The organism is Brevundimonas sp. (assembly GCF_035627475.1).
Classification (GTDB): domain Bacteria; phylum Pseudomonadota; class Alphaproteobacteria; order Caulobacterales; family Caulobacteraceae; genus Brevundimonas.
This window is the reverse complement of record NZ_DASPLR010000004.1, coordinates 40,089-66,358: the sequence shown is the minus strand read 5'-3', so window position 1 is coordinate 66,358 and position 26,270 is coordinate 40,089. Positions and strand designations below refer to the sequence as shown.

Annotated in this window: 32 protein-coding genes and 1 tRNA gene; 13 read left to right on the top strand and 20 right to left on the bottom strand. The window is 70.4% G+C overall.

Annotated features, from left to right (window positions below; translation table 11 throughout):
- Positions 1-135 precede the first annotated feature (135 nt).
- The 5 genes from scpB to VEA62_RS01190 all read right to left on the bottom strand — a co-directional run bounded on the left by scpB (position 136) and on the right by VEA62_RS01190 (position 4,818).
- Positions 136-795 (bottom strand): SMC-Scp complex subunit ScpB, encoded by a 660-nt coding sequence (scpB, locus tag VEA62_RS01210; RefSeq protein WP_414641776.1) that lies wholly within the window; start codon positions 793-795, stop codon positions 136-138.
- The gene (locus tag VEA62_RS01205) at positions 792-1,610 is read right to left on the bottom strand and encodes a ScpA family protein (RefSeq protein WP_324817330.1); all 819 of its coding nucleotides are present in this window, start codon (positions 1,608-1,610) and stop codon (positions 792-794) included. Before VEA62_RS01205 ends, scpB begins: the two co-directional genes overlap by 4 nt.
- Entirely contained in the window at positions 1,607-2,659 is a 1,053-nt protein-coding gene (gene nagZ, locus VEA62_RS01200; RefSeq protein ID WP_324817327.1) for a beta-N-acetylhexosaminidase, read from the bottom strand. The genes VEA62_RS01205 and nagZ overlap by 4 nt, the downstream gene beginning before the upstream one ends.
- Entirely contained in the window at positions 2,656-3,396 is a 741-nt protein-coding gene (locus tag VEA62_RS01195) for an SPOR domain-containing protein (protein ID WP_324817325.1), read from the bottom strand. Before VEA62_RS01195 ends, nagZ begins: the two co-directional genes overlap by 4 nt.
- A 246-nt stretch (positions 3,397-3,642) precedes the next feature.
- Positions 3,643-4,818, bottom strand: a complete 1,176-nt coding sequence (locus VEA62_RS01190; RefSeq protein ID WP_414641774.1) for a deoxyguanosinetriphosphate triphosphohydrolase — start codon at positions 4,816-4,818, stop codon at positions 3,643-3,645.
- A gap of 62 nt (positions 4,819-4,880) precedes the next feature.
- Between VEA62_RS01190 and erpA the strand changes: the two genes are divergently transcribed.
- The gene (gene erpA / locus VEA62_RS01185; protein WP_324817320.1) at positions 4,881-5,258 is read left to right on the top strand and encodes an iron-sulfur cluster insertion protein ErpA; all 378 of its coding nucleotides are present in this window, start codon (positions 4,881-4,883) and stop codon (positions 5,256-5,258) included.
- 248 nt (positions 5,259-5,506) lie between these two features.
- Here the strand turns inward: erpA and VEA62_RS01180 are convergent, their stop codons facing one another.
- Together VEA62_RS01180 and VEA62_RS01175 are read right to left on the bottom strand one after the other, a co-directional pair.
- Positions 5,507-6,184 carry an alpha/beta fold hydrolase gene (locus VEA62_RS01180; protein ID WP_324817317.1) on the bottom strand — a complete coding sequence of 226 codons (678 nt, stop codon included), beginning with the start codon at positions 6,182-6,184 and terminating at the stop codon, positions 5,507-5,509.
- A 143-nt stretch (positions 6,185-6,327) separates the two neighbouring features.
- Positions 6,328-6,609 (bottom strand): hypothetical protein, encoded by a 282-nt coding sequence (locus VEA62_RS01175; protein WP_324817314.1) that lies wholly within the window; start codon positions 6,607-6,609, stop codon positions 6,328-6,330.
- Between the two features lie 577 nt (positions 6,610-7,186).
- Here VEA62_RS01175 and VEA62_RS01170 point away from each other — a divergent pair.
- From VEA62_RS01170 to VEA62_RS01160, 3 genes are read left to right on the top strand one after another with little or no spacing between them, the layout of a single operon-like run.
- Positions 7,187-7,477 carry a metalloregulator ArsR/SmtB family transcription factor gene (locus VEA62_RS01170; RefSeq protein WP_324817312.1) on the top strand — a complete coding sequence of 97 codons (291 nt, stop codon included), beginning with the start codon at positions 7,187-7,189 and terminating at the stop codon, positions 7,475-7,477.
- The gene (locus VEA62_RS01165; RefSeq protein WP_324817309.1) at positions 7,474-8,139 is read left to right on the top strand and encodes an SdpI family protein; all 666 of its coding nucleotides are present in this window, start codon (positions 7,474-7,476) and stop codon (positions 8,137-8,139) included. The genes VEA62_RS01170 and VEA62_RS01165 overlap by 4 nt, the downstream gene beginning before the upstream one ends.
- A gap of 14 nt (positions 8,140-8,153) precedes the next feature.
- On the top strand, positions 8,154-9,080 hold the full coding sequence (locus VEA62_RS01160) for an alpha/beta hydrolase (protein ID WP_324817306.1): 927 nt from the start codon (positions 8,154-8,156) through the stop codon (positions 9,078-9,080).
- Here VEA62_RS01160 and VEA62_RS01155 read toward each other — a convergent pair.
- From VEA62_RS01155 to VEA62_RS01145, 3 genes are read right to left on the bottom strand one after another with little or no spacing between them, the layout of a single operon-like run.
- Positions 9,077-9,256: a hypothetical protein gene (locus VEA62_RS01155; RefSeq protein ID WP_324817303.1), complete on the bottom strand. Its 180-nt coding sequence runs from the start codon at positions 9,254-9,256 to the stop codon at positions 9,077-9,079. The two genes, VEA62_RS01160 and VEA62_RS01155, sit on opposite strands and share 4 nt — an antisense overlap.
- Before the next feature lie 52 nt (positions 9,257-9,308).
- Complete coding sequence (locus VEA62_RS01150; RefSeq protein WP_324817300.1) at positions 9,309-10,640, bottom strand: dihydroorotase; 1,332 nt, start codon at positions 10,638-10,640, stop codon at positions 9,309-9,311.
- Positions 10,641-10,649: 9 nt separating this feature from the next.
- Positions 10,650-11,603, bottom strand: coding sequence for a glycosyltransferase family 9 protein (locus tag VEA62_RS01145; protein WP_324817297.1), 954 nt, complete (start codon positions 11,601-11,603; stop codon positions 10,650-10,652).
- A gap of 83 nt (positions 11,604-11,686) precedes the next feature.
- On the opposite strand from VEA62_RS01145, the gene VEA62_RS01140 reads away from it, so the two are divergent.
- Positions 11,687-12,478: a folate-binding protein gene (locus tag VEA62_RS01140; protein WP_324817295.1), complete on the top strand. Its 792-nt coding sequence runs from the start codon at positions 11,687-11,689 to the stop codon at positions 12,476-12,478.
- Here the strand turns inward: VEA62_RS01140 and VEA62_RS01135 are convergent, their stop codons facing one another.
- A complete protein-coding gene (locus VEA62_RS01135; RefSeq protein ID WP_324817292.1) occupies positions 12,479-12,886 on the bottom strand; it encodes a hypothetical protein in 408 nt (135 codons plus the stop codon).
- A gap of 154 nt (positions 12,887-13,040) precedes the next feature.
- Between VEA62_RS01135 and VEA62_RS01130 the strand changes: the two genes are divergently transcribed.
- The 4 genes from VEA62_RS01130 (at position 13,041) to VEA62_RS01115 (ending at position 15,510) form a co-directional block, all read left to right on the top strand.
- On the top strand, positions 13,041-13,691 hold the full coding sequence (locus VEA62_RS01130) for a cyclase family protein (RefSeq protein ID WP_324817290.1): 651 nt from the start codon (positions 13,041-13,043) through the stop codon (positions 13,689-13,691).
- Positions 13,692-13,808: 117 nt separating this feature from the next.
- On the top strand, positions 13,809-14,162 hold the full coding sequence (locus tag VEA62_RS01125; protein WP_324817287.1) for a hypothetical protein: 354 nt from the start codon (positions 13,809-13,811) through the stop codon (positions 14,160-14,162).
- 80 nt (positions 14,163-14,242) lie between these two features.
- Complete coding sequence (locus VEA62_RS01120) at positions 14,243-14,830, top strand: DNA-3-methyladenine glycosylase I (RefSeq protein ID WP_324817284.1); 588 nt, start codon at positions 14,243-14,245, stop codon at positions 14,828-14,830.
- Positions 14,831-14,907: 77 nt separating this feature from the next.
- Entirely contained in the window at positions 14,908-15,510 is a 603-nt protein-coding gene (locus VEA62_RS01115) for a ribonuclease HII (protein ID WP_324817485.1), read from the top strand.
- On the opposite strand, the gene VEA62_RS01110 is transcribed toward VEA62_RS01115, so the two are convergent.
- The 9 genes from VEA62_RS01110 to VEA62_RS01070 form a co-directional block, all read right to left on the bottom strand.
- The gene (locus tag VEA62_RS01110) at positions 15,507-15,770 is read right to left on the bottom strand and encodes a hypothetical protein (protein ID WP_324817281.1); all 264 of its coding nucleotides are present in this window, start codon (positions 15,768-15,770) and stop codon (positions 15,507-15,509) included. The genes VEA62_RS01115 and VEA62_RS01110 overlap by 4 nt on opposite strands.
- Before the next feature lie 46 nt (positions 15,771-15,816).
- On the bottom strand, positions 15,817-16,857 hold the full coding sequence (locus tag VEA62_RS01105; protein ID WP_324817279.1) for a DNA adenine methylase: 1,041 nt from the start codon (positions 16,855-16,857) through the stop codon (positions 15,817-15,819).
- A 16-nt stretch (positions 16,858-16,873) separates the two neighbouring features.
- On the bottom strand, positions 16,874-18,313 hold the full coding sequence (gene pyk, locus VEA62_RS01100) for a pyruvate kinase (protein ID WP_324817276.1): 1,440 nt from the start codon (positions 18,311-18,313) through the stop codon (positions 16,874-16,876).
- Positions 18,314-18,403: 90 nt separating this feature from the next.
- Positions 18,404-18,994, bottom strand: a complete 591-nt coding sequence (locus tag VEA62_RS01095) for an alpha-ketoglutarate-dependent dioxygenase AlkB (protein WP_324817274.1) — start codon at positions 18,992-18,994, stop codon at positions 18,404-18,406.
- Positions 18,994-19,971, bottom strand: coding sequence for an ATP-dependent DNA ligase (locus VEA62_RS01090; protein WP_324817272.1), 978 nt, complete (start codon positions 19,969-19,971; stop codon positions 18,994-18,996). The genes VEA62_RS01095 and VEA62_RS01090 overlap by 1 nt, the downstream gene beginning before the upstream one ends.
- Entirely contained in the window at positions 19,968-20,540 is a 573-nt protein-coding gene (locus tag VEA62_RS01085) for a DNA-3-methyladenine glycosylase (RefSeq protein ID WP_324817269.1), read from the bottom strand. Before VEA62_RS01085 ends, VEA62_RS01090 begins: the two co-directional genes overlap by 4 nt.
- Before the next feature lie 36 nt (positions 20,541-20,576).
- A tRNA-Leu gene (locus VEA62_RS01080) sits at positions 20,577-20,661 on the bottom strand.
- Between the two features lie 50 nt (positions 20,662-20,711).
- Positions 20,712-22,142 (bottom strand): M20/M25/M40 family metallo-hydrolase, encoded by a 1,431-nt coding sequence (locus VEA62_RS01075; RefSeq protein ID WP_324817266.1) that lies wholly within the window; start codon positions 22,140-22,142, stop codon positions 20,712-20,714.
- Between the two features lie 100 nt (positions 22,143-22,242).
- Positions 22,243-22,479 carry a DUF3297 family protein gene (locus VEA62_RS01070; protein ID WP_324817262.1) on the bottom strand — a complete coding sequence of 79 codons (237 nt, stop codon included), beginning with the start codon at positions 22,477-22,479 and terminating at the stop codon, positions 22,243-22,245.
- Between the two features lie 122 nt (positions 22,480-22,601).
- Between VEA62_RS01070 and VEA62_RS01065 the strand changes: the two genes are divergently transcribed.
- From VEA62_RS01065 to VEA62_RS01050, 4 genes are read left to right on the top strand one after another with little or no spacing between them, the layout of a single operon-like run.
- The gene (locus VEA62_RS01065; RefSeq protein ID WP_324817259.1) at positions 22,602-23,480 is read left to right on the top strand and encodes an alpha/beta fold hydrolase; all 879 of its coding nucleotides are present in this window, start codon (positions 22,602-22,604) and stop codon (positions 23,478-23,480) included.
- 23 nt (positions 23,481-23,503) lie between these two features.
- Positions 23,504-24,355, top strand: a complete 852-nt coding sequence (locus VEA62_RS01060; protein ID WP_324817256.1) for an aldo/keto reductase — start codon at positions 23,504-23,506, stop codon at positions 24,353-24,355.
- Between the two features lie 36 nt (positions 24,356-24,391).
- Positions 24,392-24,640 (top strand): helix-turn-helix transcriptional regulator, encoded by a 249-nt coding sequence (locus VEA62_RS01055; RefSeq protein WP_324817254.1) that lies wholly within the window; start codon positions 24,392-24,394, stop codon positions 24,638-24,640.
- Between the two features lie 42 nt (positions 24,641-24,682).
- Positions 24,683-26,221 carry a UbiD family decarboxylase gene (locus VEA62_RS01050; protein ID WP_324817251.1) on the top strand — a complete coding sequence of 513 codons (1,539 nt, stop codon included), beginning with the start codon at positions 24,683-24,685 and terminating at the stop codon, positions 26,219-26,221.
- Positions 26,222-26,270 lie beyond the last annotated feature (49 nt).

Sequence of the window (26,270 nt, the reverse complement as noted above, 5' to 3'; positions counted from 1 at the left end):
GCATCACCCCTCCACCGCTTCGCGGTCCCCCTCCCCACTTCGCGGGGAGGAGACGGAGCGAGGCGGCTGTCTCCTCCCTGTCGCGCAGCGATGGGGAGGGGGACCCCGAAGGGGTGGAGGGGTCCGGCCGGGAGCTCAGTCCTCCTTGACGAAATCCTGCGCGAACTCCGGGCTGTCCTCCTCGCCCGCCAGCAGGGGCGCATCGTCGTCATCCGAGGCCCGCGACGGGTCCGGCACCTCGAACCCGACCGGGATCGACAGGTCCAGCAGCCCCGCCGCCTTCATCTCGGCCACCCCCGGCAGGTCGTACAGGCTCGACAGGCTGAAATGCTCGAGGAACTTGTCGGCCGTGGCGTAGGTCACCGGCCGCCCCGGCGTCCGCCGCCGGCCCTTCAGCCGCACGAACCCCAGCTCCAGCAGCAGGTCCAGCGTCCCCTTGGACAGCGACACCCCCCGCACGCTCTCGATCTCGGCCCGGGTGCAGGGCTGGTGGTAGGCGATGATCGCCAGCGTCTCCAGCGCCGCCTTCGACAGCCGCCGCGGCTCCTCCCGCTCCTCGGTCATCATGAAGCTGAGATCCGGCGCCGTGCGGAACCGCCAGCGGTCGGCGACGCACTCCAGCTCCACTCCCCGCCCCTGGTAGCGCTCGCGCAGCGCCGAGATCGCCCCGCCGACGTCCGCCCCCTCGGGCAGCCGCCGCGCGATCTCCGCCGCCGACAACGGTCCGGCCGCCGCGAACAGCAGCGCCTCGACCCGGCGCTCGATCTCCAGATGGTCCGGCGCGAACTGGATCAAGGCACCAGCTCCAGCGGCTGACCCTTGCCCCGCCGCTTCAGATACAGCTCGGCGAAGGCCTCGGCCTGTTTCACGTCCATGGCCCCCTCCTTGACCAGCTCCAGGCTGGCCGACAGCGTCGAGGCGGTGAAGCTGGCCTGCGACGGCCCCGCCTCGCCATGCTTCTCCGGCGCCACCCGCTCCAGCGGCGTCCACTCCTCCAGCCTCGGCAAAATGTCCCTCAGCCAGTCCCGCGCGGCCTCCAGCCCGAAGGCCTCGACCCGCTGGCCGGGATTGTAGTGGCGCTGCTCCTCGCGCCGCCGCTGTGTCACATAGGCGGCCATCAGCTCGTACAGGCTGGCGTCGATCCGGTCGGACGGGATGATCACCAGCGCCTCCGGGTCGCCGCGCGTGAACACGTCGCGCTTCAGCCGCGGCCGGGCGGTGATCGCCTCCACCGCCTTCCTCATCGCCTCCAGCTTCTGCAGCCGGAAGGCCAGGGCCGCGGCCATCTCCTCGGCGGGCGCCTCCTCGCCCTTCCTGTCGGTGCGCGGCAGCAGCAGGCGCGACTTCAGATAGGCCAGCCATGAGGCCATCACGAGATAGTCCGCCGCCAGGGAGAAATTCCGCCGCCGCGCCTCGTGCACGAAGGCCAGATACTGCTCGGCCAGCCGGGTGATCGACAGCTTCAGCAGGTCGACCTTCTGCGTCCGCGCCAGCGCCAGCAGCACGTGCAGCGGCCCTTCGTAGCCCTCCAGATCGACCACGAACGCCTCGCGGTCGTCGGCCTGTTCGACGGCGGCGAAGTCCAGATTGGGCTGGAACGCGTCGGTCACGCCTGCGCCTCCCCCACGTCAGGGCCCCGCGCCGCTTCGACCTTGCCGGCCATCAGGGCGTCGAACCGGTCGCGCGCCGCGAACACGTCCAGCGGCTCCACCTCGCGCACGATCCGAGCCAGCGCCGCCGCCGCCCGCTTGCCGGCCTTGCCCTTCAGCCCGCCGACGCCCTCGGCCACCTGCCGCATCTCGCCGAGCTCGCCGTTGCAGTGCAGGACCACGTCGCAGCCCGCCTCCAGCGCCGCCTCCGCCCGCTCCCGCAGGCTTCCCGTCAGCGCCTTCATCGACAGGTCGTCGGTCATGATCAGCCCGCCGAAGCCGAGCCCCTCGCGCATCAGCTTCAGCGCCTTCCTCGAGGTGGTCGCCGGCCGCTTCGGGTCGACCGCGTCGAACACCACATGCGCCGTCATCGCCAGCGGCATGTCCGACAGCGCCCTGAACGGCGCGAAATCCCAGCCGTCCAGCGTCTTCAGGTCCGCATGCACCACCGGCAGGTCGTGGTGGCTGTCGGCGAAGGCCCGCCCGTGCCCCGGCATGTGCTTGATCACCGGCAGCACCCCGCCGGCCAGCAGTCCCTCGGCCGCCGCCCGGCCCAGCATCGCCACCGTCGCCGGATCCCGCGCATACGCCCGGTCGCCGATGATGTCGTGGGCCCCGGGCACCGGCACGTCCAGCACCGGCGCGCAGTCGACGTTCACCCCCGCCGACTTCAGGTCGTGCGCCATCAGCCGCGCGCCCAGCCTCGCCAGTTCGCGCGCCGCCAGCGGATCGTTCGTCGCCTTCAGATACGCCTCGGCCGGCGGATATTTGGCCCAGTGCGGCGGGCCCATCCGCTGCACCCGGCCGCCCTCCTGGTCGATCAGCACCGGCGCGTCGGGGTCGCCGACGCAGTCGCGCATCTCGTCGGTCAGGGCCCGCATCTGGTCCGGGCTGTCGACATTGCGGCGGAAGACGATGAAGCCCCACGGCCGGACCTCGGCGAAGAAGGCCTTCTCGTCCTCCGTCAGCCTGTGCCCGCTGCAACCGTAGATCGCCGCCGAACGCGTCACCGGACGATGCAGTCCCCGCCCGAGGCCTTGATGGCGTTGCATAGCCCGGTCGCCCGCTCGCGGCTCAGGCCGGTGATGGTGGTGCGATAGACGGTCGAACCGTTCGAGGCCGTCACCTCCTGCACCCGCCGGCTGCCGCCCTCGGTCAGGGCCGGATAGCGGCCGACCACGGCATTGTATTCGCGCTCGGCCAGGCTCGGGGTCGAGAAGGCGCCGATCTGCACGCCCGAGGTCCCGCCGGCCGGAGCCGGTTCGGCCTTCTTCGCGGGCGGCGGGGTCGTCGGCGCCGGCGCGGGCCGGGCCGGCTCCGGCGCGGTCTCGACGGGCGCGGGCGCGGGTCGCGGCTGCACCGCTTCCGGCGGCGGAATGAAGGTCGGGGCCGCCGGGACCGGCTCCTCGCCGGCGTAGACGTCGATGCCGGCGGTCGGATCGACCGGCTGGGCGTCGATCGGCGCGTCCGACCTGATCTCGCCCACCGGCGTGCCGACGGCCGGAGGCGCGTCGTCCGAGGACCGCGGCCCGGCCCGGTAATAGACCACCACGGCCACGATCAGCACCAGCAGCACCACCGCCGAGATGATCAGCGTCATCGGCGGGGCCTTGCCGCCGCCGCCTCCCCCGCCGCCGCGGCGCGGGTCGTAGCCCTGGCGGTTGAACGGCAGGTCGTCGTCCGTCGGCGGCGTATAGGCGCCGCGGTCGCGGCCCGGATTGGGACGATAGGGATCTTCGTGAGACATGGCCGCGCCTTCCGTCCTGCCGCGCGAATCGAGACGCGGGACCGACACTCTATCCCGGTCCGAGTCCTTTTTCAGGCGGGTTCTGGCGCCCTTGCCCGTCACCCTCGGGCTTGACCCGAGGGCCAGACCGTCCGGTGCTCCGTCGAAGGTCGCGCGGACGCCGTCCCCGGGCCGTCTCCACCGCACAGCCCGGCTTTGCCTCTGATCCTCGGATCAAGTCCGGGGATGACGGCGGTGGAGGGCGCTCTACAGATCCAGCGCCAGATCGAGGCTGAACAGCTTCCTGTGCTCCTCGATCGCATAGCGGTCGGTCATGCCGGCGATGTAGTCGCACACCGCCCGCGCCCGCCGCGCCTCGTCGCTGGTCCCCGCCTTGCCCGACCACTCGGGCGGCAGCGTCCCCGGGTCGGCCATGAACAGCTCGAACATCTCGCCCAGCAGCCGCCGCGCCTGGCTGCGCGTGCGGTTGACGCGATAGTGGCGGTACATCCGCTCGAACAGGAATTTCCGCAGCACGCCCAGGTCGGCCAGCATGCCGTGCGAGAAACCGACCAGCGGCCGCCCCGCCGTCCGCACGTCCTCGGTCGAGCGCACCGCGCCGTCCTCGATCCGCGCCTCCGTCTCGGCCAGCACGTCTTCGACCATGACGCCGATCATCCGGCGCACCGCCTCGATCCGCACCATCCGCTCGTCGATGTCCGGCCAGTCCCTGCGCACTCCGTGCAGCACCGGCCCGATCAGCGGCACGTCCGACAGGTCCTCCAGGGTGAACAGCCCCGCCTGCACCCCGTCGTCGACGTCGTGGTTGTTGTAGGCGATGTCGTCCGCGATCGCCGCCGCCTGCGCCTCCAGCGAGGCGAAACTGTCCAGCCTCAGGTCCCAACCGGGCGCATAGTCGGCGATGGCCCGCCACGCCGGCTCGTCCAGCCGGTGCGCCACCGGCCCGTTGTGCTTGACCACCCCCTCGACGGTCTCCCAGCTCAGGTTCAGCCCGTCGAACTGCGGATAGCGCTCCTCCAGTCGGGTCACCACCCGGAAGGTCTGGACGTTGTGGTCGAAGCCGCCCCAGCGCTCCATCCGCGCCTGCAGCTCGTCCTCGCCGGCGTGGCCGAACGGCGGATGGCCGAGGTCGTGGGCCAGCGCCACCGTCTCCGCCAGGTCGGTGTCCAGCCGCAGCGCATGGGCCAGCGACCGCGCGATCTGCGCCACCTCCAGGCTGTGCGTCAGCCGGGTCCGGTAGTGGTCGCCCTCGTGCGCCACGAAGACCTGGGTCTTCTCCTTCAGGCGGCGGAAGGCGGTGGCGTGGATGATCCGGTCGCGGTCCCGGGCATAGGCGTTGCGCGTGCGGCTGATCGGCTCCGGAGTCAGCCGGCCGCGGCTGTGCTCGGGGTATTCGGCGTACGGCGCACGCTCAGGGATCAACACGGCGGCTCATTCTCCGGCGGGCCTTTGCGATCGCCCGTCCGCGCCTCATATAGAGCCCCGTGAGCACCGTCCAATCCGCCCCGACCTTCCAGATTTCGCCCCACGCCGGCGGCCACGGCCTGACCCTGTCCGACAGCGCCGCCGCCCGCCTCGCGAAACTGGCCGGGGCCGAGGGCCGCCCGGTCATGCTGCGCGTCGCCGTCGACGGCGGCGGCTGCTCCGGCTTCCAGTACCGTTTCGAACTGGTTGAGGCCGCCGATCCCGACGACCTGCGCATCGAAACCGCCGGCCAGGCCGCCCTCGTCGACCCCGTCTCCCTGCCCTTCCTCAAGAACTCCGAGATCGCCTTCGTCGACGACCTCGCCGGCGCCCAGTTCGTCGTCCGCAACCCGAACGCGGCCTCCAGCTGCGGCTGCGGGGTCAGCTTCTCGATCTGAGGGCGACGTCCACCACCCCTTCCCCGTCATCCTCGGGCTCGACCCGAGGATCAGACCCCCCGGCGCCCGGTCGAACGATGCACGGTCACGCTCGCCGGGCCGCCACCGCCGCTCAGCCCGCCTCCCACCTCTGATCCTCGGGTCAAGCCCGAGGATGACGACGGGGTGAGCTGGGGGGGCAATGCGCCGCAAGCGGACACTGTGGAGGGCTGCAATGGGTGGGAAGCGGACGTTGCCGCCAGCAGTCTTCAATGCTTCTCGATGGCCTGCCGGACCAGCAGCGCGTTCTCCTCGCCATGCTTGGTCACGACAGTTAGGTGATCGCCTTCGGTCCAAAGCATCTCCCATCCGAAATGGTCTGCGAGTGTCTGCATAGACGTCCCTCTCGCGTCGTCGCGCCCGCTCCAGAGCAGCACCTGGCACCCACAGCCGAGAAGCACCTCAGCCGCGCCGTCGAGGTCGTCCATCGCCTCCCAGCAGGCGCGCAATCCTGACTCGTTCTCGGCAGTCACCCACGAGACGAGATCAGGGGCGGTCGCCCGGGCCATGCCAAGGACCCGGGCAAACGGGACTGGCCCTGTCACCCCGGCCGGAAGCCCTGCCGCGATGCCCTGCACGGGGTTCCATCCGCCCAGCGTTACCGAGAGCAGGCGGCCCGGTGTGGCCTGCGCCAATCCGACTGCCGTCCAACCGCCCATGGAATGACCCACGAGATGGAAGCTCCCGGCTCCGATGGCATCGAGAACGGCAATGACCTCGCCGGCACGACGCTCCCGCCGATAAGCGGAGGGGGCGTTCGGCTTGTCACTGAAGCCATGGCCCAAGGCGTCGATGAGAACGACCGTGTGGCCGTCTCCGAGAGCTTGAGCGAAACCGCCATCTCGCCAAGAGGCTGAACTCAGCAGGTGGCCATGCAGCAGAACCATGACTGGCCCACTGCCTTGAACCGTGTAGAAGATGCGGTGTCCATCGTGTTCGGCATAAGGCATAGCTTAATGTCGTGCGACCGAACAGAGTCCGCAACGGGTCGAAAGCGGACCGACGCCTGCGGGTGGATAGCGGACATCGCTCAGCGACCGCCAAGCTCCTTGGGAAAGCCGGTGTCAGTCGCGCCCGCGTTCTGGATCATCCGATACAACCCTGATCGCGTCAGCGTATCCGTTGTGTGCCGGCTGATGGTCACCAACTGGCTTCGAGCATTTCCGTCAGCGTCGAAAAGCTGGAATGCGACACGCGCTCCCGCCGCTGGATGGATATGCGGCTCGCAACTGGGGAAATCATTTTTGAGCGCCCGCAACAGTGCTGTGCGGAACTGCGGGGTCGCCACGCTCGGCTTGATCGCTGCTGTCATTCGCCGATGATCTGCCACCGTCCAAACGTCCGCAACGGGTCGCAAGCGGAAGCAGCCTCCCCGCTTTCGTCATCCTCCGGCGAGGCGCTTCAGCGCCGCGACCGGGGGACCCGGCGGCGCGCGTGAGCGCGACCCTGTCGGTGCGCCGCTGTTTCAGTCAGCCGGCGCGAACAAATCGCCTTCGGCGCCGCCGGGTCCCCCGGTCGCGCCTGCGGAGCGCCGGAGGCTGACGACAGGAAGGATTGCTGCGCTGCAAATCCGCCGCCAGCCGTCACACTTTCATCGGCTAACCCGCTGTTTTCCCTCCACTCCGCCACGACGTCAGCGTCATGAACCCGCCTGAGGGCGAGGCTCCCCTATGATGTGCGCCTTCGCCGAGACGTCGCCTCGCCCGGTCTTTGACAATCGAACTCCGCCCGGCCCGCCACAGGGTCCGGCAAACAACGAACGCTCCGGCGTTTGCCGACTCTGCCGACTCCGCCACCTCGAATTTTCGGACCCGCTGCCGACTCTGTCACACCGAATTTCCGACGTCGCCGGATTGCTATTAGGGACTTTCCTAATTAGCCTCTTTCCTATGAACGCCCTGTTCAAGGCCCTGTCCCACCCGGTACGGCGCCGCATCGTCGAGATGCTGCGCAAGGGGCCGCTGGCGTCCGGCGACATCGCCGCCGCCTTCGACATGAGCTGGCCGACCATCACCGGCCACCTCAACGCCCTCAAGGAGGCCGGCCTGGTCTCGCCCGAGCGCGACGGGGCCTCGATCCGCTACCGGCTGGAGATATCCGCCGTCGAGGAGGCCCTCGCCTTCCTGTTGCAGATGACCGGCGCCCGCGCCCCCGATCCCGAAGAGGAGCCCCGCCCATGACCCGCCTGACCGCCGCCGACCGCGCCACCGTCGCGGTCACCCTGCTGATCGTCGCCGCCGGCGTCTGGATCTTCCTCGCCGGCCCGCTGGAAGTGATGCCCTACCACTACGGCGCCGACGGCCAGGCCGACGCCTGGGCCGGGCGCGAGGCCATCGGCGGCGGCATCGTCGTCCTCGGCCTGCTGACCGGCGTGTTCGCCGGCGGCATGGGAGCCGCCGCCGCCCGGGCGGAGGACAGGGCCCGGGCCCGGGCCCTCCGCTCCGGCCAGGTGCTGATCCTGCTCACCTTCCTCGGCCTGACCCTGTTCTCCGGCGTGTCCAGCCTCACCGACCTGACCTCGCTGGGCTCGGCCGTCCCCATGGCGGGCCTCGCCGCCCTGTTCCTGCTTATCGGGGCCGTGCTGGGCCGCGTCGGCCCCAATCCGCTCGCCGGCGTCCGCACCCCGTGGAGCTACAAGAGCCGCCTCGCCTGGGACCGCTCCAACCGCCTCGCCGGCCGGCTCTTCTTCCTGATCGGCCTCGTCGGTCTCGCCGCCGCCCCCGTCGCGCCCCAGCCCCTTGGCTATCAGCTGCTCATCGGCGCCGTCGTCGCCGCCGCCCTGCTTTCGGTGATCGAGAGCTGGCGCGTCTGGCGCACCGACCCCGACCGGCAGCCCTTCTGACCACGGAGACCGCCATGCTCAGCCTGATCCTCGCCGCCGCCCTGCTGTCCGACCCGGTCTCCGCGCCCGTGACCCTGCCGTCGGAGCCGGCCCCCCTGCACGGAGCCCTGCTGGCGCCCGAGGGCGGCGCCCGCGCCGCGGCCCTGATCATCGCCGGTTCCGGGCCAACCGACCGGGACGGCAACAGCCCGCTCGGGGTCTCGGCCTCCAGCTACCGCCTGCTGGCCGAGGGGCTCGCCGGGCACGGCGTGGCCACGGTCCGCACCGACAAGCGGGGCATCGGCGAGAGCGCCTCCGCCCTGACCTCCGAGGCCGACCTGAAATTCACCGACTACGCCGACGACGCCCGCGCCTGGGCCGCCGAGACGGCCCGGCTGACCGGCCAGCCGTGCGCCTGGCTGATCGGCCACAGCGAGGGCGCCCTGGTCGCCCTCGTCGCCGCGGGCGAGGCCGACGACGCCGTCTGCGGCCTGGTGCTGCTGTCCGGCGCCGGCCGTCCGATCGGCGCCGTGCTGCGCGAACAGCTGGCCGGCGTCCCCGAGCCCCTGCTCGGTCAGGCCCTGGCCATCCTCGCCGAACTCGAAGCCGGCCGCCCGGTCGCCGAGATCCCGCCGCAGCTGGTCGCCCTGTTCCGCCCCTCGGTCCAGCCCTACATGATCTCATGGCTGCCGCTCGACCCCGCGGCGCTGGTCACGGCCTACGAGGGCCCGGTGATGATCGGCCAGGGAACCACCGACATCCAAGTGAGCGTCGCCGACGCCGAGGCGCTCGCCGCCGCCCGGCCGGACGCCGCTCTGAAGATCTGGGAGGGCGTCAACCACCTGCTCAAGGTCGCGCCCGCCGACCGCGCCGCCAACGCGGCGACCTACAGCAACCCCGACCTGCCGCTGGCCCCCGGCGTCGTCGACGACATCGCCGGCTTCATCCTCCAGCCGCGCTAGTTGCGCCGGTCGCCCCGGTCGCCCTGGCCCTTCGGCGCCTCGTGCTTCGCCTCGCGCCGCCGGTCCTGCGACAGCGACCGGCCAACGTCGACCATCTCGGTGAAGCGGCCCTCCTCGTCCCTGCGGGCATAGCGCTTGTCGCCGGGATTGGGTTCGATCAGTTCGCGTTTGCTCATGGCGTAACTCCTTCCACGACAAGGGAATCGTGGAGAGTCCGGGAAGTTCCCGTCAGGCCAGCGTCTCCTGGAACCGCACCGGCCGCCCGTGGGCGCTTCCGATCAGCTCGCCGTCGCGCATCACCACCCGGCCGCGCACGATCGTCGCCATCGGCCAGCCGGTCGCCTCGAAACCGTCGAACGGCGTCCAGCCGCAGCGGCTGGCCATGTCCTCATGCTTGATCACCCGCTTCGCCTTCAGGTCGACCAGCGTCAGGTCGGCGTCATAGCCCTCGGCCATCCGCCCCTTGCCGGCGATGCCGAACACCCGGTTGGTCCCGTGGCTGGTCAGGTCGATGAACCGGTCCAGGCTCAGCCGCCCGTTCGCCACATGGGTCAGCATCACCGGCACCAGCGTCTGCACCCCCGGCATCCCCGACGGCGAGGCCGGATAGGGCCGGGCCTTCTCCTCCAGCGTATGCGGCGCGTGGTCCGAGCCCAGCACGTCCGCCACGCCCTGCTCGATCCCCCGCCACAGGCCGGCGATGTGATAGTTGTTGCGGATCGGCGGGTTCATCTGCGCCAGACCCTTCAGCCGCTCATAGGCCTCGTCCCCATCCAGGGTCAGGTGCTGAGGCGTCAGCTCCATCGTCGCCACGTCCTTGTGGCCGGCCAGGAACTCGACCTCCTCGGCCGTGGTCACGTGCAGCACATGGATGCGGGCCCCCGTCTCCCGCGCCAGCCGCACCAGACGGCGCGTCGACATGATCGCGCTCTCGGGGTCGCGCACCTCCGGATGGCTGGTCCAGTCGCCGGCGCGGGCCAGCGGCCGCCGGTCGGCCAGCCGGTATTCGTCCTCGGAGTGGAAGGTCGCGCGCCGCTTCACATGGCGCAGCACCTCGCGCACGCCGTCGTCATCGGCGACCAGCAGGGTCCCGGTCGAGGCCCCCATGAACACCTTGACCCCGCAGCACCCCGGCAGCCGCTCCAGCTCCCCGAGGAACCGCGCATTTTCATGCGTGCCGCCGATATAGAAGGCGTGGTCGGTCCACATCCGGTCCCGCGCCCGCTCCAGCTTGTCGGCGAGGGTGTCGGGGTCGGTGGTGTTCGGCTCGGTGTTCGGCATTTCGAACACGGCGGTGACCCCGCCCAGCGCCGCCGCCCGCGACCCGGTCTCCAGATCTTCCTTCCACTCCAGCCCCGGTTCGCGGAAATGGACCTGGGTGTCGATGACGCCCGGCAGAACCGTCAGGCCCGCCGCATCCACCGTCTCGCCGGCCGTCGCCTGCGACAGGTCGCCGACGAAGGCGATCCGTCCGTCGATCACCCCGACGTCGGCCATGCCCCGCCCGGCGTGATTGGCCACCTCGCCGCCGCGGACGATCAGGTCGTATGTCTGGGTCATGGCCCGGCCCTATACCCGCTCGGCCAGAAGCTTGCGAGCCGCCTTCAGCACCCGATCGGCCGGCAGGTCGTTCATGTGTTCGATGGCCTGGTCCAGCCGCGGATCGATCTTGCGGTACTCGTCGACCGAGCGCGGCCCGCGCACGGCGATCCCGCCCCAGGGCCCCCGCTCGACCTCGTCCGACGGTCCATAGGCCGCCACCACCGGAACCCCCGACGCCACAGCCAGGTCGGTCCACAGCGAGTCTCCGCCGAGGTAGAGGGCGCAGCGTCCCACCGCCGCCACCGCCTGCAAGGGGCTCAGCCGGCCGTGAAGTTCGATCGTCCGGTGGCGCGGCAGGCTCAGCCGGATGGTGTGGGCGGCGTCCCGGTCGGCCTCCGTTCCCACGACCAGCACCCGGCCGCCCTCCAGCGGCCCGCCCTCGCCGACCAGGGCCGCGGCCACCTTGGCGAACCGCTCGGCGGGCCAGCGCCGGCCCATCCATTCGGCCCCCGGCCCGACAGCGAGGATCGGCCCGTCGCCCGGCGGGATCAGGGCGTCGGTCGCCGCCTGCGTCGCCTCGGACACGAACAGCCTAGGGGCCGGAACTTCATCAAGTTGCAGCACCCGAGCCGCCAGCTCCACGGCGTGCACGCCCGGCTCGCGCTCGCCGCGCACCGCCCGCTTCTGACGCTTCAGCTTCCCGGAGAGGGCCGAGCCGCGCATGTCGACGACCAGACCCCAGTTCGTCGCCCGCACCTGGTTCCACAGGCCGAACCAGTCGAGCCGCGTCTCCTTCTCCAGCACGATCAGCCGGTCCAGCCGCGGCGTGTCGGCGAACAGCGGCGCGCTGGCCGGCGATCCGACCACGGTGAACCGCGCCTGCGGCATGGCCCCGACCAGATAGGCCAGCACCCCGCACGACAGCACCGCGTCCTGCGCGCCCGCCTCGGCGATATAGAGGATGGGGAACCGGGCCGTCATGATTGGACCGTATACGGATTCTCGCCGTTCATCAGGGGCCAACAGGTGTGGTCCACAGGCACGCGACGCCCTATCTGGACCGTATGACGACCCGCATCGCCCGCCTCGACAGCCGCGCCCTGATCCGGGTTTCCGGTCCGGACGCCAAACCGTTCCTGCACAATCTCCTGACCCAGGACGTCGAGACGCTGGCGGACGGAGAGCTACGCTTCGGCGCCCTGCTCTCCCCGCCCGGCCGGCTGCTGTTCGACCTGTTCCTGCACGGCGAGACGGACGGGGTTCTGCTCGACGTCGCCGCCGACCGCCGCGAGGCGCTGCTGCAGCGGCTGTCGATGTACAAGCTCAGGGCCCAGATCGCGGTCGAGGCCGACGACCGCCCGGTCTTCGCCTCCTGGCCGGAGGTCGCCGACGGCTTCACCGTCGACCCCCGCGCGCCCGGCCTGGGCGGTCGGCGCTACGGCGGCCACGGCGACGGGAGCGCCACCGAAGCCGACTACCAGGTCCACCGCCTCGCCGTCGGAGTCCCCGACCCGGCCGCCGACGCGCCCTCCGACAGGACCTATCCGATCGAGGCCGATTTCGACCTGCTGAACGGCATCGACTTCCAGAAGGGCTGTTTCGTCGGCCAGGAGACCACGTCGCGGATGAAGCGGCGGGGCAGCATCAAGAACCGCATGCTCCCGATCGCCTTCGACGGCCCGCCGCCGCCCTACGGCGCCGAGGTGCTGAACGGCGACCTGCGCGCCGGCGAGGTGCTGACCGGCATGGACGGCGCCGCCATGGCCCTGCTGCGGCTGGACCGACTGGAGGGCGCGCTCACCGTCGAGGGCCGCGCCGTGTCCGTGCGGCGTCCGGACTGGCTGTCCGGAGGTTGATCAGGGCTGCCAGCGGTCCGGCAGGGCGGCGACCTGCTCGCGGGTCAGCTTGCGGGTGACCTGGAAGGCGCAGACGACGCCGGTGGTCCCCGCCCCGGACGGCATGAAGCGGCCCCTGTCGCCGACGCAGAGCTGGGTCGACACGCCATCGGGCCGAAGGTTCAGGCCGTTGGCGAAGTGGATGCCCGGACAACCCGCCGTGGTCAGTTCGAACACTTCCGAGACCCGGGCGCGGACATAGACGGGGCCGGCGTCGTCGCCGCGGAAATTATGCACCTCGGACGCGGCGAAACAGGGCCGGCCGACATCGGCCGAGTAGGTCGAGCCGGGCGGCGAGTAGAGCGCGCTGGCGGCGACGGCGGCGAAGCCGAAACCGGCGAGGGTGAAGCGGATCAGGGTGTTGGCCATGGCGATTCTCCATTTCCAGGTTCGACCGAAGGTTGGACCGGACACGAACTACACTCCCGAAAGCGGAAAAAGGCCAGCGACTTCTCGCCCCCTCCGGGAAGACGCCGGGCTGGCGATGGCCTAGGCTCAAGCTCTCGTCGCCGTGGAGACCGCCGTGCCGCTGATCGATCTCAGCCACACCATCGAAGACGGCATGGTCACCTATAAGGGCCTGCCGGCGCCGCTGATCTGCGACCACCTCAGCCGCGAGGCCTCGCGGGCCAACTACGATCCCGGCACCGAATTCCAGATCGGCCGCATCGAGATGGTCGGCAACACCGGCACCTATCTGGACAGCCCCTTCCACCGCTACGCCGACGGGGAGGACCTCAGCCAGGTCGGCCTCGACCGCGTCGCCGCCCTGCCGGGGCTGGTGGTGCGGGCCGGCGATGTGCAGGCCGTCGGCGCCGACCGGTTCGCGGGGCTCGACCTGCGAGACAGGGCGGTGCTGGTCCACACCGGCTGGGCCCGCCACTGGCGAACCGACGCCTATTTCGAGGACCACCCCTTCCTGACCGAGGCCGCCGCCGCCTTCCTCGTCGAGGCCGGCGCAGCCTTGGTCGGCATCGACTCCCACAACATCGACGACACCCGCGCCCGCTCACGCCCGGCCCACACCCTGCTGCTGGGGGCCGGCATCCCCATCTGCGAGCACATGCGCGGGCTGGAGCTCCTGCCCGACGCCGGCTTCCGCTTCACCGCCGCCCCGCCGAAGGTGAAGGCCTTCGGGACGTTTCCGGTCAGGGCCTTCGCCCAGGTGGAGTGATTTCGGCCTGGGGAGTCTCCGTGCCGGAGAATCTCGCGCCACCTTCTCGACGCAGTTCGCCCATCGGTGTTAGGTGGGCGATGCGCAAGGGGGCGCATCCGTTCAAGGATCCGTAAAATGTTGAAGAATTTCGCACGCCGCGCCGTACTGGCGGCCGCCATCTCGGCTGTCGCCTTCGGCACGATGGGCTTCCAGTCCAACGACGGCCAGGACCGCCGGGTCCTGATCATCAACGCCACCGGCGTGACCATGACCCACTTCTACGCCTCGAACTCCGGCCGGAGTAATTGGGAAGAAGACATCCTGGGCCAGGACGTGCTGCGGTCCGGCGCCTCGGTCCGGATCAACATCGACGACGGCACAGGCGCCTGCCTGTTCGACTTCAAGGCCCGTTTCGCCGACGGCGACGAGCTGGTGCGTAACCGCATCAACGTCTGCGAGATCACCGAATACCGCTACACCGCCGGCTGATCGGCCAGGCCGGACCGAACCTCGGGGCCGCGCCTTCCGGGCGCGGCCCTTTTTCGCGCCCGATCCGCTACCCTGAGCCCATGCCCGACTCACTCCATCGCTGCGCCTGGTGCGGGACTGATCCCCTCTATGTCGCCTATCACGACGGGGAATGGGGCGTGCCCGAGTACGACCCTCGCGCCCTGTGGGAGAAGCTGGTGCTGGACGGCTTCCAGGCGGGGCTGGCGTGGATCACCATCCTGCGGAAGCGCGAGGGGATGCGCGACGCCTTCGACGGTTTCGACCCCGAGATCGTCGCCCGCTATGGCGAGACCGATATCGAACGGCTGCTGGGCGACCCCCGCATCATCCGCTCCCGCGCCAAGATCAACGCGGCGATCAAGGGCGCGCGGATCTGGCTGGAGATGCGCGACAGCGGCGAGGATTTCTCGGAGTGGCTCTGGTCCTTCGCCGGCGGCGCGCCGATCCAGAACCACTGGCCCGACAGCGGCGCCCGCCCGGTCGCCACGCCTGAGTCCGAAGCCATGGCCAAGGCGCTGAAGAAGCGGGGCTTCACCTTCTGCGGCCCCGTGATTGTGTATGCCTTCATGCAGGCTGTGGGCATGGTCAACGATCACGGCGTCGAGTGCTTCCGTCACCGGCAGGTTCGTGCGATGGCGGCCCGGTGAAGACCCCCGCGAAAGCCTCCGCGAAAAAGAAGCCCGCCGCGAAGGCGCCGCCGAAGGTCGCGCGCGCCTTCCCGACGCTGGCGCTGGAAACCGTGCTGATCCAGTCGTGCGGCGGCCTCGTCTGCGGAGTCGACGAGGCCGGGCGCGGACCGTGGGCCGGGCCGGTGTCGGCGGGGGCGGTGATCCTGAACCACGACGATCTGCCGGAGGGCATCGACGATTCCAAGGCCCTGACCGCCGAGCGCCGCGAAATCCTCGAGATCGAGATCAAGGCGCGCGCCGTGGCCTGGGGCGTCGGCTTCGCCTCGGTCGAGGAGATCGCCGAACTCAATATCCTGCACGCCACCGGCCTCGCCATGTGCCGGGCGATCGAGGCGATGGCGGTCCAACCCGCGGCGGCCCTCGTCGACGGAAACTATCGCTTCAACCTGCCCTGCGACGTGCAGACGGTGGTCGGCGGCGACGGCCTGTCGCTGTCGATCGCGGCGGCCTCTATCCTCGCCAAGACGGCGCGCGACCGGCTGATGATCGAAATGGACGCGGAATACCCGGGCTACGGCTTCGCCTCGCACAAGGGCTACAACGCACCGGTGCATCAGGAAGCCCTCAAGACCCTCGGCCCCTGCCCCGCCCACCGCCGCGGCTGGGCCCCGATCCGGGCCTTGCTCAAAGACGCCTAGATGTGCAGGGCGCCGCCCAGGAAGGCGCCCATCAGCGCGGCCACCACGCTGCCGAGCACCACGGTCAGCCAGGCCGGGACGCCGTCCGCCATGTGGGACAGGGTTGGCTCCGGCTCAGGCGTCGCGTCGTTGGCGACGCGGCTGTCGAAGCGCATCGGCGACGGCGGCCGCCAGGCCGCGGGTTCGAAGGCGTCCACCGACCGGCCGTAGGCGTGGCGGGCCTCGAGGCGGCGCGAGGGGGTGATCGTCAACTGTTCCATGGCCGACACAACGGCCCGGAGTCCGACACGTTCCGTACGCTCCCGCTCACGCCGCGTCGGCGAGATTCACGCGCCGGTCGCTGACCACGAACAGATATTCGACGTTCCTCAGCCGGCCGACCGCCCCGACCTTCTCGCCCTTGGGATTGTGGATGCCGATGCGCGCCCCGACGTAGCGGGGACGGGCGATCTCGATGACCTGCACCTCACCTCGTTCCGACAGCATCCCGACCAGCTGGTCGCGCGACAGATAGCCCTCGTCGTTGAAAGAGACGATCAGGTTCGGCGCCTTCAACCCCTCGATCACGGCCTGCAGCGCGGGGGCGATGCCGGGCCGGCTGTTGAAGGCGCTCTTCCTCGTCCGCACGTCGATCCGCTTGTTGGCGATCCCATAGGTCTCCGGCTTGTCCCACAGCACCAGGCTCTCCCAGCAGTGGTAATTGCCGAGGTAGGAATGCTGGTTGTAGGGCGGGTCCAGATAGACGAGGTCCGCCTCGACCGTCGGGGCCAATTCCACGGCGTCAGCATGGGTGGCCCTGCACTGTCCCGCCGGGACGCCCGGCAGCACATCCGGCATCCGCAGTTCCAGCGGCTTCAGCGCCCGGCTCGCCCACGACTTCATATAGGCCATCTGCAGCCCGGCCGTGGAATCGACCCGGTCGGCGGCCTCCATCAGGCTGACCAGGGCGATGGCCTCCAGCTCCGGCTCCAGAGCCATGGCGGCGATCCGGTCGCGCATCGCGTCGATCCGCGCCCCGTTCTCCGGCGTGAAGTAGCGGGCGTCCTCGCAGAAGGTCTTCGTGAACCAGCCGGCCTCGGGCGCTGCCGCCCGCAACTCCGCCAGCACGGCCTCCGCCTTCTCCTGCCAGCGCTCCCGGTCGGCCTGCACATAGGCCGTGGCCAGCACATGGGCATAGGCGTTGTGGTCGTTCGACCAGACCCGGAAGCCCTGCTTCTTCAGCGCGTGGCCCACCCGCGCCGACCCCGAGAACAGGTCGCACACCGTCCCGCCGTCCGGCAGCACGCCCGAGATCGCCCGGACGATCTCCGCCAGCAGCGCGCGCTTCGAGCCGATATATTTGATCATGCCGACCTTCGCGGAGTCAGCCCTTTTGGCCGCGCCCCTTCATCGGAACATGCGCCAGTCGCAGCAGATTCGCAGCCCCCGGGGCGCCGAACGGCGTCCCCGCGAGGATCAGCAGCCGCTGGCCCGGCTCGGCCAGCCCGAACTCGACCGCCTTCTCGACCGCGTCGTCGGTGACCTCCTCCAGCGAGGCGGGCTCCCGGCTCAGCCGCGGCTCAAGCCCCCAGACCAGCGCCAGGCGCCGGGCCGTCTCCGGCTTCGGCGTCAGGGCCAAGACCGTCTGCAGCGGCCGCTCGCGCGACATCCGGCGCGCCGTGCCGCCCAGGGTCGTGAACACCACCACGCAGGCCGTCGACTGCGCCTCGCCGGCCTTTCGCGCCGCGGCGACCAGGGCGTCCACGTCGTGCTCGTCCATGCCGGCGTGTTCGGCATCCATCAGCCCCGGCCACAGGGGGTCGCGTTCCACCCGCTCGATGATCCGGTTCATGATCCCGACCGACTCCAGCGGGTAGTCGCCGGACGCCGTCTCGGCCGACAGCATCAGGGCGTCGGCGCCCTCGTAGACCGCATTCGCCACATCGGAGGCTTCGGCCCGGGTCGGGGCGGGGGCGCTGGTCATCGACTCCAGCATCTGCGTGGCCACGATCACCGGCACGCCGCGCTGGCGGGCGGCGCGGATGATCCGCTTCTGCGCCACCGGCACCTCTTCCGGATCCAGTTCGACGCCGAGATCGCCGCGCGCCACCATCACCCCGTCGCAATAGTCGAGGATGGCCTCCAGCTCGTTCAGCGCCTGCGGCTTCTCGATCTTGGCCAGACAGGCGGCGCGGCCCTTCACGATCTGCTTCAGTTCGGCCATGTCCTCCGGCTTCTGCACGAAGCTCAGGGCCACCCAGTCGACGCCGATGCGCAGGGCGAAGGCCAGATCCTCGCGGTCCTTGGGCGTCAGGGCCGAGACCGGCACCACCGCCTCGGGCACGGCCACGCCCTTGCGGTCCGACAGCTTCGAGCCGCTCTCGACCGTGACATCGGCCCAGTCGTCGGCCCGCTCTCCGACGCGCAGCCGCACCCGCCCGTCGTCGAGCAGCAGCAGCATGCCCGTCCGCAGCGCCTTGAAGATCTCCGGATGCGGCATCTGCACCCGCGTCGCGTCGCCCGGCGTCGGGTCGAGGTCGAAGCGCATTTTGTGGCCCGGCCCGACCTCGATCTCGACGTCCTTGAACCGGCCCAGCCTCAGCTTCGGCCCCTGCAGGTCGGCCAGCACGCCCAGCGGCCGCTTCAGCGCCAGTTCCGCGCCACGCACGGCTTTCAGGGCGGCGGCGTGATCCTCGTGCGAGCCGTGGCTGAAGTTCAGCCGGAACACGTCGACCCCGGCCTGGGCCAAGGCCTTGACCGTGCCGGGCGCCCGGCTGGCGGGCCCCAGGGTCGCGACGATGCGGGCGCGCCGGGCTCTTTTCATCGAATATCCATACGGCCGGAAAGGGGAAGAGCTTCCTTGTGCCATGAAAGCGCGCCCGGTTAAGACCGGTTCGCCGCCGGAAACACGAAGTTATGCGCCTTGGCCCCGGCGCATGGTGCGGAAGGTCACCGAATAGCGCAGCTGCTCGCCCGGCGCGATGCTGTGCTGCCAGTCCTGGCGCGCCGCCCCGTCCAGCAGATAGGCGGAGCCCGGCGCCAGCGGCAGCGACGCCCGCTCCCAGCCCGCGCCGCTCCTGCGCCGGAACCGCATCGTCGCCTCCGACGCGAACGACAGACCGATCACCCGGTCGAACTCGGGGCGGTCGCGGTGCCAGCCGATGCCCGCCCCCGGCGCATATTCGGTGACCATGGCGTGGTGGATCGTGTCCGGCTCCAGCCCGGCGAATGCGGCGGCGGCCGCACGGGCCGGCAGGAGGAAGTCGGGGATCGGCTCCGCGGCTTCCAGTCGGCTGGCCGAAAAGTCATAGCGGCCGCCGTAGGACACGATCCGGCGGTGGCCCTTGAAACCGTGGAAATCGAACGCCTGGAAGGGGAGGCCCGCAAAGTCCGCAGCCAGCCGGTCGGCCTCATCCGCGGCGATCACGTCCTCCGCGTACCGCAGCCCCTCCGGCAGCGGCGACTGCGGCTTGCCGAACAGGTCGAACTGATCCGCGGCCGGCATCACGCCTCCAGTTGCTCCATCCGGCACTGCTCCGGCGCCTTGTCCGGCCGGAAGCGGATCAGCCGGGTTCCATGCCGGAAGCGTTGGTCCGAGACATGGTCGAAGGCGACCTCCACCACCAGCTCGTGCCGCAGCGGCTCCCATTCGCCCGACCGCTCGGTCGCCCACCGGCTCGGCCCGCCCGGCGCCCGGCCGGTGAACCCCGACCCGCCGCGCAACGCCTCCAGCCGCCGCGTCAGCCCGTCCTTGTCGACACCGGCGAAGCCCGAGGTGAAGCCGACGTGATTCAGACGGCCGTCATCGTCGTAGAGGCCCAGCAGCAGCGACCCGACCCGGCCGCCCTCGCTCGCATAGCGAAACCCTCCCACGACGCAGCCGGCCGAGCGAAGCCGCTTCACCTTCACCATCGCCCGCTCGCCCTCGAGATAGGGCCCGTCGCGGCGTTTGGCGACGACGCCCTCCAGCTTGCCGTCGTCCAGCCAGGATTGCGCCAGTCCGGGGTCGTCCGTCCCCGGCGACAGCGTCAGCCGCGGCCCCCCGAACCGCTCCACGAAGGCCTCCAGCCGGCGATGCCGCTCTCGATGCGGCTGCTCCCTCAGATCCGCTCCGCCCGCGTCGACCAGCATGTCGAACAGGGCGAAGGTGGCCGGCGTCTCCAGCGACAGCTTGCGGATCCGGGACTCCGCCGGATGCAGACGCTGCTGCAGCACTTCGAAGGCGAAACGGTCCCCGTCCTGGGCCAGCAGTTCGCCGTCCAGCCCGAACGTCTCCGCCTCGATCCGCTCCAGCCGCTTGACCACCTCCGGGAAGAACCGCCCCAGCGACTTGCCCGACTTGGCCAGAAGCTCGACCCGCCCCGCCCCCTTGAAGGCGAGGCAGCGGAAGCCGTCCCATTTGGGTTCGAACCACCAGCCCTCGCCGCCCGGCAGTTCACGCTCGCTTCGAGCCTCCATCGGCGTCGCCGTCATCCGCGTCATGCCGTCGCCGTCCGGGCCGAAAAGGGCCGGCTGAGGAAGCGCGAGCCCGCCAGGCCGAACCGCCAGGGCGTCTCCACCCCCTTGGTGATGCCGATCCGCACGCCCTGCACCAGCGCCGGAGGCTGGACGTGCAGCCTCAGGGCGAAGGGCTCCGCGTCCAGCGGCAGTCCGTTCAGACTCCCGTCGATGCCCAGCGCCTGGCACAGCTTGCCCGGTCCGGAGCACAGCGCCTCGGGCGCCAGCGGCCCGCGTCGCTCGCGCATCCGCTCCATCCCCGTGCGCGGCTCGAGGGCCCGCACCAGCACGGCGCTGCCCGCCTGCCCCGCGTCGCAGACCACGTTGAAGCACCAGTGCATGCCGTAGATGCGATAGACATAGGCTCGTCCCGGCGGACCGAACATCGGCGCGTTGCGCGCCGTCGGCCCGACGAAGCTGTGGGAGGCCGGGTCGAAGACGTCATAGGCCTCGGTCTCGACGATCACCCCGCCGACGCCGTCGACCTCCAGCTCGGCCCCGATCAGGGTCCGGGCCACCACCTCGGCGGGTTGCTGGAAGAGAGTCTGCGGCATCTCACGCCAACGCCGCAGCGCCGTCCCGGTTCGGCCTGGTGCGAGCGGCGGGGGTCGAACCCGCATGACCGAGGTCGAGGGATTTTAAGTCCCTTGCGTCTACCAGTTTCGCCACGCTCGCGGCCTTGGCTGTCTAGCAGGGGCCGATCCTCACGGCCATGCAGCCGACGCTCAGTGGGCCGCCGCCTCCGCTGGCCGCATGGCCCGGAAGTCGACGTCCGAATCCGCGATCAGCCAGACCAGCCCGGCCCAGGCGGCGACGTTCTGGTCCAGCTGCTCCGGGTCGATCTTGTCGAGGGTGTCGTCCGCCGTGTGGTGCAGGTCGAAATAGCGGCTGCCGTCCTGGTTCAGGCCGAACATCGGCACGCCGGCGCCGGCCAGCGGCCCGACATCGGCCCCGCCATGCAATTCGGGGTCGGGCGAGGGCAGCACGCCGATCGGGTACAGGACCCGCATCGCGGCCCGGGCGAAGTCAGAGTTCTGCGCGCCCGGCGGAAGTCCCAGGGCGTAGACCCGGTCGGCGCCGAAATCGCTCTCGCCGGCGATCACATGCTTCTCCACTCCTGCCCCGATGCCCCGCAGATAGGCGCCGCCGCCGTTGCCGGTGTCGGTCGGCTGGGCCACCTCCTCCGAGCCGTACAGCACGACACGGACGGTTCGGGCCGGACGGCGGCCGCTTTCGGCGATGGCCCTGGCCGCCGCCAGGGTGATGGCCCCGCCGGCGCCGTCGTCGATGGCCCCGGTGCCCAGATCCCAGCTGTCCATGTGAGAACCGAGGACGATGATCTCGTCCGGCCGCGACCGCCCGACGATGTCGCCGATGACGTTCTGGCTGACCGTCTCATAGGTGTGGGCGGTCGAGGACAGGCGCAGCCGCACCGTCTCGCCCATCCCGATCAGGCGCGAGACCTGGTCGGCGTCCGGCGCGCTGAGCGCGAAGCCCGGCAGCGGTACGCGGCCGTCGACGTAGCGCGTGGTGCCGGTGTGCGGCATGCGATGCTCGTCCGAACCGACCGAGCGCATGATGAAGGCCACGGCCCCCTTCGCCGCCGCCGCGCCCGGTCCCGCGCCCCGGATGCGGGTCAGCGGCCCGTAACCCGAGCCGTCCTGCATCCGCACCATCTGGCCCGCGTCGACATAGGCGATCTTGCCCGCCAGCGACCCGGCGGGCGCGGCGTTCAGGGCCTCCAGGCTGTCGAAGCGCACCACCTCGGCCTCGATCACGCCGTTCGTCCCGGGCGAATGGCCCAGCGCCGCCACGGCCAGCCGCTGGGGATGACCGCCGACGATCGAGGCGCTCTCCTCGCCGCGCTCCCAGCCCACCAGCGGGAATTCCTCGATCCGCACGTTCTGGAATCCCTGCGCGCGCATATAGTCGGCGGCCCAGGCGGCCGCGTCCTGCTCGGCCTTCGACCCGGCGGGCCGGGCGCCGAAGCGGGTGGTCAGCTGGGTGACATAGTCCAGGGCGATATTCCGCTCCAGCGCCGCGTCGCGGATCGCCTCGGCGCGCTGGATGGTGGCCGCGTCCTGCGCCATTGCAGGCGCGGCGGCGAGGGTCAGCGCGATCGCGCTGGCGGCCAGAAGGCGGGCGGACAGGGACATCGGCGGCTCCGGGACTCAGAAGGAGCCCGAACCTAGACCGCGCGTGCCGTGGAAAGAAGCGCTCCCGGCCGGAGTTTTCCACCCGGCCGCATAAGCAGGGCTATTCGCCCTTGACGTAGGGCTCGACCGGCCCCTGCAGCTTGACCGTCAGGGCCTTGCCGCGGCGGTCGACGCGGTTGCCGACGGCCAGGCGCACCCAGCCCTCGGAGACGCAGTATTCCTCGACATTGGTCTTGTCCTCGCCCTTGAAGCGGACGCCGATTCCCTTCGCCAGCAGGTCGGCGTCATGGAAGGGGCTGTCGGGATCGACGGACAGGCGGTCGGGAAGGTCGGTCATGGTCACGCGCTCGGCAAGGGACAGGCCGCGGGCTTTAGCCGAGGACGGGCGTCGCTCCAAGAGAGCTTGACCTGACGCGGCGTCAATCGGCTAGGTTCGTTGCGAATAGCTACGGACCTGCGATGAGCGACCTCGTCATCCGCGACTTCACCGTCCCTGCCGCCGACGGCTACCCGCTGTCGATGCGCCTGGTCTCGGCCGCGCAGGCTGAAGTCGCCGTGCTTGTCAGTTCCGGCACCGGCTTTCCGAAGGGATTCTATGACCGGTTCGCCCGCCATCTCGCCGGCCGGGGCGCGACGGTGCTGACCTACGATTTCCGCGGCATCGCCGGATCTCGCCCCGAAGACCTCGCCGCGATGGCGATGGACTATCCCGACTGGGGCCGGCTCGACATGCCCGCCGCGCTCGACGCCCTGATCGCGGCCGCGCCGGACCTGCCGGTCGTTCACGTCGGCCACAGCGTCGGCGGCCATTTCCTCGGCTTCATGCCCAACCAGCACCGCATCGCCCGCCACGCCTTCGTTTCGGTCGGCAGCGGTTACTGGGGCGGCCACCACCGATCCTACAATCCGCTCGAACTGTTCTTCTGGCTCGGCTACGGCCCATGGAGCCTGATGCGCCACGGCTACATCAAGGGCGGCGGGCTGTGGGCGGGAACGGACCTGCCGCGGGGCGTCTGGGAGACATGGCGGCGCTGGTGCCTGAAGGCGGACTATTTCCGGGACGAGCTGAACGACCGGCTGCGGCCGCACCATTTCGAGGCCGTGACCACCCCGATCCGCTCGTGGGTCTTCACCGACGATCCGATCGCCACGCCGGTCACCTCCCCGATCCTGCTGCAGGTCTATCCGAACGCCCCGCGCGAGGTGGTCGTGCGTGCGCCCGCGGACTACGGCGCCACCCGCATTGGCCACGAGGGCGCGTTTCGGCGGGGCATGGAGCCGCTCTGGGACGAGATGTTCGACTGGCTGGTTGAACCGGAGGGCGCGCCGCCTAGTTAAGCACTCCCCTCCCGGAGCCCGCCATGACCGACCAGCCCGCCATCACCGTCGACGGCCACGCCATTCCCCTGCTCGGCTTCGGCACCTGGATGCTCGAGCCCGACGACGCCCGGCGCATGGTCGCCGAGGCCCTGCGCATCGGCTACCGCCACATCGACACGGCGTGGATCTACCACAACGAGGCGGCCGTCGGCGACGGCATCCGCGACGCCGTCGAGGCGGGCCACGTGGCCCGCGAGGACATCTGGCTGACCACCAAGATCTGGGTCGATCACTTCCACCGCGACGCCCTGCTGAAGCAGGCGGAGGAATCCCGGGCCAGCCTGGGCTTCACCCCCGACCTGCTGCTGCTGCACTGGCCGAAGCCTACCCCGACGTTCGAGGAAACCCTCGGCGCTCTGAACGAGGCGAAGGAGCAGGGGCTGACCCGGACCATCGGCCTGTCCAACTTCCCCTCGGCCGAGTTCCGCAAGGCCCAGGCGCTGTCGCGGGCGCGGCTGGTCACCAACCAGGTCGAATACCATCCCTATCTGAAGCTTGCGAAGCTGCTGGCGACGGCCCGCGACCTCGGTTCCTCGATCACCGCCTGGTCGCCGTTGGCCCAGGGCAAGATCGCCGGCGACGCGACCCTGAACGAGATCGGCCGCGCCCACGGCAAGACTCCCGGCCAGGTCACCCTGCGCTGGCTGATCCAGCAGAACGTCATCGCCATCCCGCGCACGGCGAAGGAAAGCCGCGCCGCCGAGAATTTCGACATCTTCGATTTCGAGCTGACCGCGGAGCAGATGGACCGCATCCACGCCCTCGCCCGTCCCGACGGCCGTCTTGGCGACTGGATTGATCCGGCCTTCAAATGGGATGAAGAATGGGCCTGACGCTCCGGCGATGACCGGAGGTCACGGAGGACGCCCATGGGTTCCGTGCTGGGATTTCCCGGCGTCGATCCGTCGGATGCGGCGGTCGGCGCAAGACTGAAGCGATGGCGCGAACAGCGCGGCCTGAGCGTCGACGACCTCGCGGCCCTGCTGCACATGACGCCGGAAGAAGCCCGCCGTGCCGAGAGCGGCCGGGGCCACCTCAGCACCGCCCAGCTCGGCGCCGCCACCAGCGTCCTCCACCTCCCGCTCTGGGCCCTGGTGTCCGACACCCGCGCCTACTGAGCGCAGGTGACAGCCGCCGCGGCTCCGCCTAAGCCTCGCCGCATGGCCTACAAATCCCTGCGCGATTTCATCGCCCTGCTCGAAACCGAAGGCGAGCTGGTCCGCGTCTCCGAACCCGTCTCGACCCATCTCGAGATGACCGAGATCCAGACCCGGCTGCTGCGCAACGGCGGCCCGGCGGTGCTGTTCGAAAGGCCGGTCATGCCCGACGGCTCGATCAGCCCCATCCCCTGCCTCGCCAACCTGTTCGGCACGGTCAAACGCGTCGCCATGGGCGTGACGCTGGACAAGAAGGCCCGCACCACCGCCGCCGAACTGCGCGAGGTCGGCGAGCTGCTGGCCTTCCTGCGCAATCCGACGCCTCCGCGGGGGCTGTCGGACGCCATGGAGATGCTGCCGCTGGCGCAGACCGTCATGTCGATGCGGCCCAGGGTGGTGAAGAAGGCCCCTGTCCAGGACGTGGTGCTGACCGGCGACCGGATCGACCTGACCTCACTGCCTGTCCAGGGCTGCTGGCCAGGCGAGCCCGCCCCGCTGATCACCTGGGGCCTGGTGGTCACCAGGGGGCCGTCCGACGACCGCGAGGACGACTTCAACCTCGGCATCTACCGCATGCAGGTGCTTGGCAAGGACCGCGCCATCATGCGCTGGCTGGCCCATCGCGGCGGGGCCCAGCATTACGCCAGGCACAAGAAGGCCGGCCGGAAGGAGCCCCTGCCCTGCGCCGTCGTGCTCGGCGCCGACCCCGGGACGATCCTCGCCGCCGTCACCCCGGTGCCGGACACCCTGTCGGAATATCAGTTCGCCGGCCTGCTGCGTGGCGCCAAGGCCGAGCTCGTCCCCTGCAAGACCGTGCCGCTGATGGTCCCGGCCCAGGCCGAGATCGTGCTGGAGGGCCACGTCCTGCTCGACGAACACGCGCCCGAGGGCCCCTACGGCGACCACACCGGCTACTACAACTCCGTCGAGACCTTCCCCGTCTTTCAGGTCAGCGCCGTCACCATGCGCCGCGACCCGATCTATCTGACCACCTTCACCGGCCGCCCGCCGGACGAGCCCTCGGTGCTGGGCGAGGCGCTGAACGAGGTCTTCATCCCCCTGCTGCGCGCCCAGTTTCCAGAGATCGCCGACTTCTGGTTGCCGCCCGAGGGCTGCAGCTACCGCATCGCCGTCGTGTCGATGAAGAAGGCCTACCCCGGCCACGCCAAGCGGGTGATGCTCGGCGTCTGGAGCTATCTGCGCCAGTTCATGTACACCAAATGGGTCATCGTGGTGGACGACGACATCGACGCCCGCGACTGGAAGCAGGTGATGTGGGCCATCTCCACCAAGATGGACCCGGCGCGCGACATCACCCTGATCGAGAACACCCCGATCGACTACCTCGACTTCGCCAGTCCGGAGAGCGGTCTCGGCTCCAAGATCGGCCTCGACGCCACCGACAAATGGCCGCCCGAGACGAAGCGCGAATGGGGCGAGGAAATCCGCATGGACGCGGCCGTGGTCGAGCGCGTGTCGGACATGTGGGAGCGGCTGGGCCTGCCCGGCGACGGGACGCCGATCTGGAAGCGGCCCCTGTGATCTGCGCACATCACGCGAAGTTCGCTCCAATGTGTCCAAAAAGTGCTTT

Excerpts from the sequence above, each read along its gene's own strand:
- VEA62_RS01095 (WP_324817274.1), bottom strand. The coding sequence starts at position 18,994 with ATGCCGGCCGCGGATCAGTTCGACCTGTTCGGCAAGCCGCAGTCGCCG.
- VEA62_RS01050 (WP_324817251.1), top strand. The coding sequence starts at position 24,683 with ATGGCCTACAAATCCCTGCGCGATTTCATCGCCCTGCTCGAAACCGAA.
- VEA62_RS01175 (WP_324817314.1), bottom strand. The coding sequence starts at position 6,609 with ATGACAGCAGCGATCAAGCCGAGCGTGGCGACCCCGCAGTTCCGCACA.
- VEA62_RS01120 (WP_324817284.1), top strand. The coding sequence starts at position 14,243 with ATGCCCGACTCACTCCATCGCTGCGCCTGGTGCGGGACTGATCCCCTC.
- VEA62_RS01105 (WP_324817279.1), bottom strand. The coding sequence starts at position 16,857 with ATGATCAAATATATCGGCTCGAAGCGCGCGCTGCTGGCGGAGATCGTC.
- VEA62_RS01150 (WP_324817300.1), bottom strand. The coding sequence starts at position 10,640 with ATGACCCAGACATACGACCTGATCGTCCGCGGCGGCGAGGTGGCCAAT.
- VEA62_RS01155 (WP_324817303.1), bottom strand. The coding sequence starts at position 9,256 with ATGAGCAAACGCGAACTGATCGAACCCAATCCCGGCGACAAGCGCTAT.
- VEA62_RS01085 (WP_324817269.1), bottom strand. The coding sequence starts at position 20,540 with ATGCCGCAGACTCTCTTCCAGCAACCCGCCGAGGTGGTGGCCCGGACC.
- VEA62_RS01055 (WP_324817254.1), top strand. The coding sequence starts at position 24,392 with ATGGGTTCCGTGCTGGGATTTCCCGGCGTCGATCCGTCGGATGCGGCG.
- VEA62_RS01070 (WP_324817262.1), bottom strand. The coding sequence starts at position 22,479 with ATGACCGACCTTCCCGACCGCCTGTCCGTCGATCCCGACAGCCCCTTC.
- VEA62_RS01160 (WP_324817306.1), top strand. The coding sequence starts at position 8,154 with ATGCTCAGCCTGATCCTCGCCGCCGCCCTGCTGTCCGACCCGGTCTCC.
- VEA62_RS01145 (WP_324817297.1), bottom strand. The coding sequence starts at position 11,603 with ATGACGGCCCGGTTCCCCATCCTCTATATCGCCGAGGCGGGCGCGCAG.
- VEA62_RS01065 (WP_324817259.1), top strand. The coding sequence starts at position 22,602 with ATGAGCGACCTCGTCATCCGCGACTTCACCGTCCCTGCCGCCGACGGC.
- VEA62_RS01170 (WP_324817312.1), top strand. The coding sequence starts at position 7,187 with ATGAACGCCCTGTTCAAGGCCCTGTCCCACCCGGTACGGCGCCGCATC.
- VEA62_RS01060 (WP_324817256.1), top strand. The coding sequence starts at position 23,504 with ATGACCGACCAGCCCGCCATCACCGTCGACGGCCACGCCATTCCCCTG.
- VEA62_RS01135 (WP_324817292.1), bottom strand. The coding sequence starts at position 12,886 with ATGGCCAACACCCTGATCCGCTTCACCCTCGCCGGTTTCGGCTTCGCC.
- VEA62_RS01125 (WP_324817287.1), top strand. The coding sequence starts at position 13,809 with ATGTTGAAGAATTTCGCACGCCGCGCCGTACTGGCGGCCGCCATCTCG.
- VEA62_RS01180 (WP_324817317.1), bottom strand. The coding sequence starts at position 6,184 with ATGGTTCTGCTGCATGGCCACCTGCTGAGTTCAGCCTCTTGGCGAGAT.
- VEA62_RS01195 (WP_324817325.1), bottom strand. The coding sequence starts at position 3,396 with ATGTCTCACGAAGATCCCTATCGTCCCAATCCGGGCCGCGACCGCGGC.
- VEA62_RS01110 (WP_324817281.1), bottom strand. The coding sequence starts at position 15,770 with ATGGAACAGTTGACGATCACCCCCTCGCGCCGCCTCGAGGCCCGCCAC.
- VEA62_RS01140 (WP_324817295.1), top strand. The coding sequence starts at position 11,687 with ATGACGACCCGCATCGCCCGCCTCGACAGCCGCGCCCTGATCCGGGTT.
- VEA62_RS01090 (WP_324817272.1), bottom strand. The coding sequence starts at position 19,971 with ATGACGCGGATGACGGCGACGCCGATGGAGGCTCGAAGCGAGCGTGAA.
- VEA62_RS01075 (WP_324817266.1), bottom strand. The coding sequence starts at position 22,142 with ATGTCCCTGTCCGCCCGCCTTCTGGCCGCCAGCGCGATCGCGCTGACC.
- pyk (WP_324817276.1), bottom strand. The coding sequence starts at position 18,313 with ATGAAAAGAGCCCGGCGCGCCCGCATCGTCGCGACCCTGGGGCCCGCC.
- VEA62_RS01165 (WP_324817309.1), top strand. The coding sequence starts at position 7,474 with ATGACCCGCCTGACCGCCGCCGACCGCGCCACCGTCGCGGTCACCCTG.